Source organism: Ruegeria sp. N11 (assembly GCF_056531525.1).
On record NZ_JBQFLX010000016.1, the window covers coordinates 26590 to 38754 of the forward strand.

Consider the following 12165-nt stretch of genomic DNA (forward strand, 5'->3'; position numbering starts at 1 on the left):
CGGATTGTGCGACGCCGCGCAGGTCGGGACCCCCTGTCCATTATTTCGCAAAGCAGGTAAGGGAAGTCGAGGCAAACAAAGAGGGCCCCATGCAGGACGAAGTGCTGGCAACAGTTCAGGCATCATCACCCAGACGATGGGCAGGTGTAGGAATGCTGGGCACAGTTGGCGCAATTGTACTTTACGTCGCCTTAGCGGCACCACCTGCTTTGGGATGGCAGGTTTTCCTTTTCGTGATCGCGGGCGGGGCGTTCTGGCTGGCACATCGCATGTGGCATGCCACAACAGACCGTATCGAACTGACTCGAGCTGAGTTGCGCACCGGAGCGGGGCAGGTCATTGCCAATGTCGAAGATATTGAAACTGTTGATCGCGGCGTGTTTGCCTTCAAACCATCAAACGGGTTTCTTGTTCGCACGACCGGCAAGGGAAAAAACACCTGGGCGCCCGGCCTTTGGTGGCGATTGGGTCATCGCGTGGGAGTCGGCGGCATGACTGCCGCCGCCGAGACCAAGTTCATGTCCGAAATGTTGTCCGCGCTTCTGGCTGAAATGGATTGACCTAGACCGAGGCCGCAATTTCGTTGGTGAAACGCGGGCGAGTAAAGACAAAGTTTTCGAAAGTAACTCCGGTTGCGAATTTAAATCCCGTGTAAAAAATCGGAACATATTCATTTGACGTTTCAACCAGAATCAAAGTGTCTTGGTTGGGCATCGGCGGAAGCTGGGACCGAATTTCGTGAATGCTGTCATCTGTCCACTTGACGTCATAGCCGCGAGTCGACGACCACCGCACATAGTGGCGATCATCTTCTTCATCGAAAACAATCAGCGAAACACGCAAATTCATTTGCGAATTATTGTTGACCATCTTCTCCATCAATTCGTGCAGAGAATCTATGTAAACATCTGTAATAGTTTGAGTTTCACGAGAGATAAGATCGCTTACGGTAAATGCGGCCTTCAGATTTGACGCGCTTTGACGGAAGCCTTCGAACGCGACGAAGGTCATCGATACCGTCCAGAACAGTAGGGGAAAGACCATGATGGCCTCTACGGTAATAATACCACGTTCATCCCGCCGAAACGATTTCAGACACTTTGCCATTTTTGTCATGATCGACGTCATCTTACAAAGGTTCCTGTACGAAGGCTGTCGTAGCCGTTAGCGCATATTGACCGGTTTCATCCACGAGGGTTTTGCCGATTGTCGAGGTCGGAAACACCGGATCAATCCGCGCGCATGCCCGCAGGATCATCAATTCATTGGATTGACCATTGGTGAAGTTCAGAACAGGATCTACCTGTTCGGAGTTGTCCGTGCAGTCAGGTGTTTCGGACAGCACGACCCCGTTGAAGGCACTCTGACGGATCATCTCTAGCCGAAGGTTGGAGGAGCAGTTTTTGATGAACTGAGCCCGTGAACAAATGGTGTCTTTTAGTTCGTCGTGCTGCGGATTATTCCCTGTTCCAAGTCGAATGTCGCGAACGGTCTGGTCAACAGCACGTTCCAACATACCCTGTTGTGTCGTCAATAATGTCAGTTCTGCGCCTGCTAGGATGAAAAACATGAACGCCGGAAAGATAATAGCGAATTCAATCGTGGCGTTTCCATCTTCAGACCCAAATAACCGGTGCATCAGCGGCAAAATACTCTGAGTCATTGTGTCAACCTCAGTTTGCGGATCGATGATGCGATCGAAGAAAAGGCGTCTTCAAGCGACAGTCCGCTCACGTCGTAGACATGGCTGTGCGAGCTAGCGCAGTCCCGAAGAACCCGATAGCCACTTCTTGGTGCTTCGAAGGCGATACCATATACGATAATGCCCTCGTCTTTTGCTGCGTCACAGATGTGTTTGGTGTGCTGGTTCTTGGCAGCGGTTTCTACTTTGGAGAACGCTGCAGAGTACCACTCAGCCCAGGCACTGGACTGCCAGTAGTAGTTGTAATTGGCGTTCCAAGCCAAAGACACACGGTTGAACAGTTGCGGGTATGTCAGGCGGAAAGCCGTACCTACCTCTTCGTTGTCGGCAGTTTCCGGCTCAGGGTTGCCGAACGGATGGTCTGCCCACTGGTCTTGCTGAGGCCAGAAAAAGTTCGGCTGTCCCTGCGAGTGATAAACGGTGTATTCTTCTGCTTCGGGGTTGTACCATACGTCCGACATACCTTCCCTCAGTGACGGATTCAGCATGTACTGATCGGTGTTCTTTCCATCGGTCATAACGATCACAATTTTCAGAACGTCCGAGTCATAGTTTGTCGGACGATTCGCAAACTTGGAAGGGACTATTGTCTTCGGCGCATATGCCGCATCCGTTTCAAGGGACAGATCGGAGACAATACCGCTCATGCCGGGATCAAGAAGCGCAACGCCCCATTTCATTCCAACATCAATCGACGTGTTTCCGCCGGGTGAAAGAAGTGCGATCTGGTCAAGCAATTTGCCCAGGTCATCCGTGACAGGTGTGATCGCGCTGCCGGCGCGGACAGGGCAAACAGGCAGAGTGATCGAACCCTCAGAATAAGTGAACGGGTCAAAATGCGCTGTCCGTTCTAGCCTGTCACCCCGCAGGAGATCGGAATCACTGTATTGCTCAGGGATAAAATTCACGCAGTGCGAATAGCTATGCTCCTGCGTGACATTCGTGAATTGGTCCAGCAGGGAAGCGCCCGCATTAACCTGCGTCGCATAGGGTATAAGCGAGATCGATATCTGGCTTTCACCTGGTTTGTCGAGCATCAGTTTAACGAAATCAGATGCTGCTTCTTTCAGAACATCGATTTTGCTGATCCCCGGGGTGGCCGAATTTTCGGACATTGAACCCGAAATATCGAGAACCAGCGAAATTTCAACGGCTCCGATTGATTCTTCAGCGGCGCTGGCTGCGGTCGCGGTCAAAGTTTTGATACCTGACAGGGCCATGAAATTTGTCGGTATCACTGCTTCGGCCGTCGCATAAACTCTTCGCGTACCAAAACTGTCTTGTACGTCGACGGTCTTGAGATTTTCCAAAAGCCCTGCCTTGTCGAGATAGGACTCAACAACGGTCTTCGGGCTTTCTTTCTGATCCAAATCGGCTGCGGCGAGAACGGCGCGGTCCAGAGTGGCCTGTAGTTTGGCTCTGTCGCGTTCATGGTTCATTAAATCGACGCCGACACCCGCTGCGGCCAACATTCCCAAAAAAACAAACAGCACAAAATATGAAAATGTACCGTCTTCATTTTCGACGAACTGCCGCAACGTGGAAGGTTTGCGTTTCTGCAAAATGCTACCGGCAATAAGCGAGAACTTTTTCATTTTGATGCCTCCGCTTCGCACATAACGTGTGCGACATAGGAAAATAAAATTGGGTTAAAGCTAGCTTTGAAACATGGCGTCAATTGGGCAAAAAAAGCCTGGTTTTGACCTTTTCGCCACTCAAGTGAGGATAATATAGGTATGCCAAAGGGTCTGTTTGTGTTTTGGCGACAATCTCCTGCAACTCGGCCAAACCAAACGACTCAGTAACAGTTGCGCATACGCCTTGAGGGCATTCTTATCAAAAAAGTGCAGTTGGGCGTTGCGGCTTTCCATGAAGGGTGCGACAAAAAGTCGTGACATATGTCAGTTTCCGGTACGGAGGAATTTATGACCGGCATTATTGAACCGAGCTTTCGTAAAAGTGTTGACCTGATGTTCAACAGGGCCGCGTCCCTGATGGATCTGCCGCCGGGACTTGAAGAGAAGATCCGGGTGTGCAACGCCACATATACCGTCCGTTTCGGTGTGCGCCTGCGCGGTGATATCCATACATTTACCGGATACAGGTCGGTCCATTCCGAACACATGGAGCCGGTCAAAGGCGGTATTCGCTATGCCATGGAAGTCAATCAGGACGAGGTCGAGGCGCTGGCTGCCTTGATGACGTACAAGTGCGCGCTGGTAGAGACGCCGTTCGGGGGCTCCAAAGGCGGCTTGTGTATTGACCCGCGTCAGTATGAGGAACACGAACTGGAACAGATCACCCGACGGTTTGCCTATGAACTGGCAAAACGCGACCTGATCAACCCATCGCAGAACGTGCCCGCCCCGGACATGGGAACCGGCGAGCGTGAGATGGCCTGGATGGCCGACCAATACGCGCGCATGAATACGACGGATATCAATGCGCGTGCTTGTGTGACGGGCAAGCCTCTCAACGCGGGTGGTATCGCGGGGCGCGTCGAGGCAACCGGTCGCGGAATTCAGTATGCGCTGCGTGAATTCTTCCGGCACCCGGACGACATCGAGAAGGCCGGCTTGTCCGGAAGTCTGGATGGCAAGCGCGTGATCGTTCAGGGGCTTGGAAACGTGGGCTATCACGCCGCAAAGTTCCTGAGCGAGGAAGATGGCGCGCGCGTTATCGGGATCATTGAGCGGGACGGTGCCCTGCACAATCCGGATGGCATCGACGTTGAATCGGTGCGGAACTGGATTGTGAAACATGGCGGCGTCAGCGGCTATCCGGATGCGGCGCATACCGCAGAGGGCGCTGCCGTCCTTGAGGCCGAATGTGACATTCTGATCCCGGCGGCACTGGAAGGTGTCATCAACCTTTCCAACGCAGAAAGGATCAAGGCGCCGTTGATTATCGAGGCCGCGAATGGTCCGGTGACTGCCGGTGCGGACGATATCCTTCGGAAAAAGGGCGTCGTTATCATTCCGGACATGTATGCCAACGCGGGCGGTGTGACCGTTTCGTATTTCGAATGGGTCAAGAACCTGAGCCATATCCGGTTTGGACGGATGCAGCGCCGTCAGGAGGAAGCCCGCCACGAACTGATTGTCAGCGAACTTGAGCGGCTGGACAGATATCTGGGCGATGCGTGGTCAATGTCCCCGAACTTCAAGTCCAAGTACCTCAGGGGCGCGGACGAACTGGAACTGGTCCGCTCGGGTCTGGATGACACGATGCGTATCGCCTATCAGTCGATGCGCGAGGTCTGGCACAGCCGCGATGATGTCGAAGACCTGCGGACTGCGGCATATATCGTCGCCATCGACAGAGTTGCCAAAAGCTATCGGGCCAAGGGCCTTTGATTCAGTAAGGCGATCCGGGTGCAAGGTAACCCGGGTCGCCTCCGATCATTTCAACGAATTCGGGAAATCGGTTGTGGCGGGCGCAATGGCGCACAGGTAAGTTGCCGCGAGTGAAACGAATCCCGGGGGACTTTCAATGTTGCGCATCGCCATCGCCGCCATTCTTTTGGCAACGCCTCTGGCCGCGGCTGAGACCAAAGAACAAAGCTGCAAGTATCAGGCCGACGTGGTGGCCGCTATTCAGAACGCCCGCCTGGATCGCGTCAAGGAACGCGATGTCGCGAAGGCGGTCGCTGACAGCGGCCCGACCTGGCCCGAAAACTACAATGCCGCGATTCCGTTGATCACCCCCTGGGTGTATGAGCAAAAGATGCGCGACGTTCGCAAAAAGGATCTGGGCGCGGCCTGGCTCGAGCTGTGTCTACAGCAATAATCCACAGCTGGCTCAATTCCTTGTGGATAAGCGCGCCATCCCCTTGGCGCGCGTTTTCATTTCTGGCAGGTTCGACACATGTCATTGCCCCCCGGTTTCCTGGATGAATTGCGCACCCGGCTAAGCCTGTCTCAGGTCGTCGGACGCAAAGTCATGTGGGATCAGCGCAAGTCCAATCAGGGCAAGGGCGACATGTGGGCGCCATGCCCGTTTCACCATGAAAAGACGGCATCGTTCCATGTCGATGACCAGAAGGGGTTCTACTACTGCTTCGGATGCCACGCCAAAGGCGACGCGATCAGCTTTGTGAAAGAGACCGAGAATGTCTCGTTCATCGAAGCAGTCGAGATTCTGGCGCGTGAGGCGGGTATGCCCATGCCGCAACGCGACCCGAAAGCACAGGAAAAACAGGATCGCCGCGCGCAACTGGCTGATGTGATGGAGCAGGCCGCCCAGTTTTTTCGCCTGCAACTCAAGACCGGGGCAGGTGGGGCTGCGCGGGAGTATCTGGCGCGTCGCGGGCTTAACGAACAGGCGTTGGACCGGTGGGAAATCGGCTTTGCCCCGGATGGCTGGCAAGCGCTGTGGGATCATCTGCGGGGCAAGAAAGTGGCCGAGGATCTGATCCTCGGGGCCGGGCTTGCCAAACCCTCGAACAAGGGCAAGAAGCCCTATGACACATTCCGCAACCGGATCATGTACCCGATCCGTGATCCGCGCGGGCGCTGCATTGCATTTGGTGGCCGCGCGATGGACCCCAATGACAACGCGAAGTACCTGAACTCGCCCGAGACGGAGTTGTTCGACAAAGGCCGAAGCCTTTACAATCAAGGCCCCGCACGACAGGCGGCCGGGAAGGGGCAGCCGCTGATCGTGGCCGAAGGCTACATGGATGTGATCGCCCTGGCCGAGGCTGGTTTTGAGGCGGCGGTTGCGCCGCTGGGAACCGCAATTACCGAACACCAGCTGCAGCTGCTGTGGCGTATTTCGGATGAACCGATCATTGCATTGGATGGCGACACGGCAGGCCTGCGGGCGGCGATGCGGGCCGTTGATCTGGCTTTGCCGCTTCTGGAAGCCGGCAAATCTCTGCGCTTTGCACTGATGCCCCAAGGCAAAGACCCCGACGATCTTTTGCGCGCCGAAGGGCCTGCGGCTGTGCAGACCGTGTTGGAAGGCGCCATACCCATGGTCAAGCTGCTGTGGCAGCGTGAGACCGAGGGTAAGGTTTTCGACAGCCCGGAGCGTAGAGCGGCTTTGGAGCGTGCTCTGAAGGACAGGACGGCGTTGATCCGAGATGCATCAATACGCTCTCATTATGAACGGGAAGTCAAAGACCTGTGCTGGCAGCTTTTCCGTCCGCAACGCCAACCGCAAAACCGCCAATGGCAGCCGGGCGGCAAATGGAAGCCACAAAAACAGCCTGCTTCGCCGGGCGCGCGCGCCTCGTTTCTGGCCTCGTCCGAGAATGCAGATATCCAGATGCGCGAAGCGGTCATTCTGGCCATCGCCATTCTGAACCCCAAGGTTGTCGTGCAGTTCGAACACCAGTTGGAAGAAATGGACTGCCACGATCCAGACCACTCGGCGCTGCGCGAGGTCATCCTGCGCCACGCAATTGATGACCCGGACAATCTGAAAGATCACATAGTGGGAATTTTGGGGGCCGAACCCCTTGAAAACCTTCTGGCCCTTCGCCATGTCGCAGTCATCCCCTGCGTGCACAAACCGGGCGACGTGGAAAAGGCCGAGATGACGCTGGCCGAGGAACTCGCAAAAATCAAAGCGCTCCGGGGGTTGGATGCCGAGATTGCCGAAGCTGCGGAGGAACTGTCCGAATTGGCAGATGAGGCGCTGACCTATCGGCTGGCGCAAGCCGCCGAAGAGCGCAACCGTACAAGCCGCAGCCAGAATGAGGACAGGGCCGTTTTTGACATCGCCGACAACGGCGCGCGGATCAACCGAGACGAGAAAGACGCGTTCGAGGCCATCATGTCCGGCATCAAATTCGAACGGAAACGCCGCTAAAGTGATGTTTTCGTAAGGCACTGGAAAAGAAAAACGGGTAAACGGGTGGCCGAATCACTTCTACGCGCTAATGATTCGGTTCAAACGAATCACCCATCCCTGCAGGAGCATTGAATGGCCGCCAAAGACACGTCCGAAGATCGCAAATCAGACGAGCAGGAACAGGAAATCTCGCTGGACATGAGCCAGGCCCAGGTCAAGAAGATGATCGCCGAGGCCCGCGAAAAAGGCTACATCACCTACGACCAGCTCAATCAGGTATTGCCGCCTGATCAGGTCAGTTCGGAGCAGATCGAAGACGTTATGTCGATGCTGTCCGAAATGGGCATCAACATCATCGAAGATGAAGAGGCCGAAGAAGAAGAGAACAAAGGTTCGACCGAGCTAACCACAACGGAAAGCAACCGTGAGGTTGCGCTTTCGGGTGCCGCGACCGAGAAACTGGATCGCACCGACGACCCCGTGCGCATGTATCTGCGCGAGATGGGCAGCGTCGAACTGCTGAGCCGGGAAGGTGAGATTGCAATCGCCAAGCGGATCGAAGCCGGCCGCAACACGATGATTGCTGGTCTGTGCGAAAGCCCGTTGACCTTCCAGGCCATCACCATCTGGCATGACGAACTTTTGTCCGAAGACATTCTGCTGCGCGACGTCATCGATCTGGAAACCACGTTCGGCAATCAGATGGACGAAGAAGGCGATGTCGAGGAACCGGTGGTGGACACGTCAGCGGTTCAGGCCGCCAAACCCGCCAAGGACACCGGGCCCGAGCTGGATGCGGATGGCAACCCAATCGCCACCGACGACGACGACGATGAAGACGAACAGGCCAACATGTCGCTGGCCGCGATGGAGACAGCGCTTAAAGAGCAGGTTCTGACCACGCTCGAGCGGATTTCGTCTGATTTCGCGATGCTGTCCGAAATGCAGGACAGCCGTATTTCTGCAACTTTGAATGAAGATAGATCTTTCACCGCCAAGGATGAAGAGACCTACCAGAAGTTACGGGCCGAGATCGTAGAGCTTGTGAATGGTCTGCACCTGCACAACAACCGGATCGATGCGCTGATCGACCAGCTTTACGGCATCAACCGCCGCGTCATGTCGCTGGACAGCTCGATGGTGAAACTGGCGGACCAGGCGCGTATCAACCGCCGTGAGTTTATTGATGAGTACCGTGGTCGCGAACTGGATCCGAACTGGTTGGCCGAGATGGCCGAAAAGCCGGGCCGGGGCTGGCAGATGTTCATCGAACGCTCGACCGACAAGGTCGAGGAACTGCGCAACGATATGGCTCAGGTCGGGCAATATGTCGGTCTGGACATCAGCGAATTCCGCCGCATCGTTCAGCAGGTTCAAAAGGGCGAGAAAGAGGCCCGTCAGGCAAAGAAGGAAATGGTCGAGGCCAACCTGCGCCTGGTGATCTCGATTGCCAAGAAGTACACGAACCGTGGCCTGCAATTCCTTGATCTTATTCAGGAAGGGAATATCGGCCTGATGAAGGCGGTCGACAAGTTCGAATACCGTCGCGGCTACAAGTTCTCGACTTATGCGACATGGTGGATCCGTCAGGCGATCACGCGTTCCATCGCGGACCAGGCCCGGACCATCCGTATTCCGGTTCACATGATCGAAACGATCAACAAGCTGGTTCGGACCGGTCGTCAGATGCTGCACGAGATCGGTCGCGAGCCGACGCCGGAAGAATTGGCCGAAAAGCTGCAGATGCCGCTGGAAAAGGTTCGCAAGGTGATGAAGATCGCCAAGGAACCGATCAGCCTCGAGACGCCGATCGGTGACGAGGAAGACAGCCAGTTGGGCGATTTCATCGAGGACAAGAATGCCGTGCTGCCGCTGGACAGCGCCATTCAGGAAAACCTCAAGGAAACGACCACCCGGGTTCTGGCTTCGCTTACCCCGCGTGAGGAACGCGTTCTGCGGATGCGCTTTGGCATTGGTATGAACACGGACCACACGCTGGAGGAGGTTGGCCAGCAGTTCAGCGTGACGCGCGAACGGATTCGCCAGATCGAGGCGAAAGCGCTGCGCAAGCTGAAGCATCCCAGCCGGTCAAGAAAACTGCGGTCCTTCCTGGATCAATAACTACAAAGGCGCCCCGATCGAGGCGCCTTTTTCTTTTCCTGGGGCGTTCACATCTTGTTGTCCTGTCTGAAAGTCAAATTGGCGAGAACTCACAAGAAGAGGGACAGCGGGATTTCTATATCCGTCTGGTCCACTCATGGGACGGGCCGGGGCGAGATGGTCTCATCGATGACCCCCGGCTACGCTCAAACGCGGTTCAGCGGGCGATCGACGCGGCCGCGAAATGTGGTCGGAGGCTGGCCGGTCCAACGTTTGAACGCCGTCGAAAACGCTGCCTGATCGGCATACCCCAGAGAATAAGAAATCTCGGACAGGTTCATCCCGTTTCGCAGAAAGGTCTGCGCAAGATCACATCGCAGGTCTTCAACGATGTTGCGATAGCTGGTCCCTTCATCGGCCAGCCTGCGGGCCAGTGTGCGAGGGCTAAGACCCAAATCGGCAGCTGCCTGATCTGCCTGGATAATGGTTCCGGGCAGGGACCGGGTGATCAGCCCTTCGACCCTTGCGCGTGTTTCTTGCCTTGGCGATTGCCGGTCGGCCAGCAAACGCTCGGCATAGTCAAGCAGATGGGCGCGCAGCGTAGGGTCGTAAGTTGGAATTGGAAGATCAAGCGAGGACAGCGACAGGACGATACACATCCGTTCGGCGCCGAAAACTACTGGAAACCCTCCTATTTTCTCATATTCCGACGCACGTTGACCGATTTCATGCTGAAAGCGCATCTCGACGGGGTGAAAATCTGACTGGGTCAGGGCGCGCAGTCGGGCTATGGCCGCAAATAGCAGGAACTCGGTGCGTCTGTGATAGCGGGAATAACTGGCGTCCTTCCAGTCGATTTCAAACACTGCCGAGTCGTCTGAAAGGCGCAGATTGAAAATCAGCGCAGGATCAATCATCCAGTGAAAGTAACACGTGTTTTCAACGGCTTGTCGTAAGTTTCGGGAGTATTTACTGATATAGGCCGTAAGAGTAGATGACTCATCAAATCGGATGCCTGCCCGGGCGGCAAAAGTGATGTCATTGACCGCATCGCAGGCATACCGGACAAACTGGGCCTCTTTTGTTGCATGGTAAGTGGTTGTCGGCGGGGCAATTCCAGCCCGACTGAGCCCGCTTTGCCGCAGGACGTGATCCGTCAGCGCAGATTGTCCGGTTTCTTCGTCCAGCGTCTTGGCCAATCGCTGAATGCGACAAATATCAACTTCCATGGCTCGGCGTAATCCATTCTCAAATCTGAAGCTGATCTTAATACCAAAGATCCGGCGCGCACCAACTTTTGTGGCGGAAGCCGAGTGCTGAGGGGCGGCTTTCGGTGCGATTGGCAAATTCACACAAGGATTTGACTGGTGTGCACATGACCGAGTTTTGACAATTCTTATGTACATATTGCTGTCGGGTCCGCGCCTTTTGGGGAAGAGGTCAGAGCCCAGAGAACCGGACTACCACCCCGGTTCAAAGGGTTCCCCGACACGCTGCACCCACAAGATCGTTTTCTTTTTATTGAGTTTTTTGGCTTGGCCGGAATATGCTTGGGCAGGTCCGGGGGCACCGGTTCACAGATTTTGACTGCGCGTCTGAATAGATCGTGAGGACCACTGTTCCGCCGATGCTGGCATACTAGTCTATGCGGCAGTCAGAAACAGGAAAGGTCGAAAATGATGAAACGGGTCATGACTTCAATGGTTCTTGCCACTGTGGCGATCTCCGCTCCGATGACAGCCGGGGCCGCGCCCAACGGGTTTCAGACGGTTGCCGTCAACAATTCGGTTTTTGAGGTGATCCCAAGAGCACGCCAGGATGTAGACGGTTATTGGTGCGCCGCGGCCGATTTCGCGCGTCGGACGCTTGGCGCCGGTTGGCAGCAAAGGGTGTATGTTGTTCGGGGTTATGGCCCAAGCGAGGCGACAGGTCGCCGAACGGCTGTTCAGTTTTCCCTGACACCACCGAAAAACGCACCTCAGCAAAGCAGTGTGTCACTTGGCTTTCAGGTTGGTGAAAGTATGTCGGTACAGGGCGCAAATGGACGGTGCAACCGCCGGCAGTTCATAAACTAGGTAATGGTAAGCAGAGCTTTGCAGGTCGAATTCACCATCTCAACACGCGGCGCCGGTCTCTATGAAATTACAGGCGACGTTTGCCGATGGATGAGTTCGGTTGCAGGCGACGGTTTGCTTACGCTGTTCGTCAGGCATACATCCTGCTCTCTGCTTATTCAGGAAAACGCGGATCCCGAGGTTCAGACCGATCTGCATGCGTTCTTTGAACGGCTCGTGCCTCCGTCGGATCATCCTTCGATGGCGTATTTGAGGCACACCTATGAAGGCCCCGACGATATGCCCGCACATATCAAGGCTGCCCTTTTGCCGGTTTCACTTTCCATACCTGTTGCGGCGGGGCGGCCTGTGCTTGGGACGTGGCAGGGGATCTATCTGTTCGAACATCGCACTGCACCGCATGTACGTCGGGTCGCTGCACATTTTGCATGACCCCTTTATATTGCGGTGATAAATTCCGACTACCCAAACCCTAGCGGCTGCCCTATA

11 protein-coding genes are annotated in these 12165 nt (G+C 55.3%); 7 read left to right on the forward strand and 4 right to left on the reverse strand.

What is annotated here, in order from left to right; translation table 11 throughout:
* Positions 1–89 precede the first annotated feature (89 nt).
* Positions 90–560, forward strand: coding sequence for a hypothetical protein (locus ACR0J8_RS16725; protein ID WP_480526334.1), 471 nt, complete (start codon positions 90–92; stop codon positions 558–560).
* Between the two features lies 1 nt (position 561).
* On the opposite strand, the gene ACR0J8_RS16730 is transcribed toward ACR0J8_RS16725, so the two are convergent.
* Genes ACR0J8_RS16730 through ACR0J8_RS16740 form a run of 3 tightly spaced genes read right to left on the reverse strand, consistent with a single transcriptional unit; the run spans position 562 to position 3297 of the window.
* Entirely contained in the window at positions 562–1128 is a 567-nt protein-coding gene (locus ACR0J8_RS16730) for a pilus assembly protein (protein WP_170677620.1), read from the reverse strand.
* 1 nt (position 1129) lies between these two features.
* Entirely contained in the window at positions 1130–1663 is a 534-nt protein-coding gene (locus ACR0J8_RS16735; RefSeq protein WP_480891229.1) for a TadE/TadG family type IV pilus assembly protein, read from the reverse strand.
* Positions 1660–3297 (reverse strand): Tad domain-containing protein, encoded by a 1638-nt coding sequence (locus ACR0J8_RS16740; protein WP_480526338.1) that lies wholly within the window; start codon positions 3295–3297, stop codon positions 1660–1662. The genes ACR0J8_RS16735 and ACR0J8_RS16740 overlap by 4 nt, the downstream gene beginning before the upstream one ends.
* Positions 3298–3627: 330 nt before the next feature.
* Here ACR0J8_RS16740 and ACR0J8_RS16745 point away from each other — a divergent pair, with 330 nt between their 5' ends.
* The 4 genes from ACR0J8_RS16745 to rpoD all read left to right on the forward strand — a co-directional run bounded on the left by ACR0J8_RS16745 (position 3628) and on the right by rpoD (position 9622).
* The gene (locus ACR0J8_RS16745) at positions 3628–5058 is read left to right on the forward strand and encodes a Glu/Leu/Phe/Val family dehydrogenase (protein ID WP_170806083.1); all 1431 of its coding nucleotides are present in this window, start codon (positions 3628–3630) and stop codon (positions 5056–5058) included.
* Positions 5059–5194: 136 nt separating this feature from the next.
* Entirely contained in the window at positions 5195–5491 is a 297-nt protein-coding gene (locus ACR0J8_RS16750; RefSeq protein WP_170616618.1) for a hypothetical protein, read from the forward strand.
* 78 nt (positions 5492–5569) lie between these two features.
* A complete protein-coding gene (gene dnaG / locus ACR0J8_RS16755; protein WP_480891233.1) occupies positions 5570–7519 on the forward strand; it encodes a DNA primase in 1950 nt (649 codons plus the stop codon).
* A 114-nt stretch (positions 7520–7633) separates the two neighbouring features.
* Complete coding sequence (gene rpoD / locus ACR0J8_RS16760) at positions 7634–9622, forward strand: RNA polymerase sigma factor RpoD (protein ID WP_480526343.1); 1989 nt, start codon at positions 7634–7636, stop codon at positions 9620–9622.
* A gap of 185 nt (positions 9623–9807) precedes the next feature.
* Here the strand turns inward: rpoD and ACR0J8_RS16765 are convergent, their stop codons facing one another.
* Positions 9808–10830 carry a helix-turn-helix domain-containing protein gene (locus ACR0J8_RS16765; RefSeq protein WP_480526344.1) on the reverse strand — a complete coding sequence of 341 codons (1023 nt, stop codon included), beginning with the start codon at positions 10828–10830 and terminating at the stop codon, positions 9808–9810.
* A 447-nt stretch (positions 10831–11277) separates the two neighbouring features.
* Between ACR0J8_RS16765 and ACR0J8_RS16770 the strand changes: the two genes are divergently transcribed.
* Positions 11278–11676, forward strand: a complete 399-nt coding sequence (locus ACR0J8_RS16770; protein ID WP_480441964.1) for a hypothetical protein — start codon at positions 11278–11280, stop codon at positions 11674–11676.
* An 18-nt stretch (positions 11677–11694) separates the two neighbouring features.
* Complete coding sequence (locus ACR0J8_RS16775) at positions 11695–12108, forward strand: secondary thiamine-phosphate synthase enzyme YjbQ (protein ID WP_480526468.1); 414 nt, start codon at positions 11695–11697, stop codon at positions 12106–12108.
* The last annotated feature ends 57 nt before the right edge of the window (positions 12109–12165 follow it).

Excerpts from the sequence above, each read along its gene's own strand:
- ACR0J8_RS16725 (WP_480526334.1), top strand. The coding sequence starts at position 90 with ATGCAGGACGAAGTGCTGGCAACAGTTCAGGCATCATCACCCAGACGA.
- ACR0J8_RS16730 (WP_170677620.1), bottom strand. The coding sequence starts at position 1,128 with ATGACGTCGATCATGACAAAAATGGCAAAGTGTCTGAAATCGTTTCGG.
- ACR0J8_RS16735 (WP_480891229.1), bottom strand. The coding sequence starts at position 1,663 with ATGACTCAGAGTATTTTGCCGCTGATGCACCGGTTATTTGGGTCTGAA.
- ACR0J8_RS16740 (WP_480526338.1), bottom strand. The coding sequence starts at position 3,297 with ATGAAAAAGTTCTCGCTTATTGCCGGTAGCATTTTGCAGAAACGCAAA.
- ACR0J8_RS16745 (WP_170806083.1), top strand. The coding sequence starts at position 3,628 with ATGACCGGCATTATTGAACCGAGCTTTCGTAAAAGTGTTGACCTGATG.
- ACR0J8_RS16750 (WP_170616618.1), top strand. The coding sequence starts at position 5,195 with ATGTTGCGCATCGCCATCGCCGCCATTCTTTTGGCAACGCCTCTGGCC.
- dnaG (WP_480891233.1), top strand. The coding sequence starts at position 5,570 with ATGTCATTGCCCCCCGGTTTCCTGGATGAATTGCGCACCCGGCTAAGC.
- rpoD (WP_480526343.1), top strand. The coding sequence starts at position 7,634 with ATGGCCGCCAAAGACACGTCCGAAGATCGCAAATCAGACGAGCAGGAA.
- ACR0J8_RS16765 (WP_480526344.1), bottom strand. The coding sequence starts at position 10,830 with ATGGAAGTTGATATTTGTCGCATTCAGCGATTGGCCAAGACGCTGGAC.
- ACR0J8_RS16770 (WP_480441964.1), top strand. The coding sequence starts at position 11,278 with ATGATGAAACGGGTCATGACTTCAATGGTTCTTGCCACTGTGGCGATC.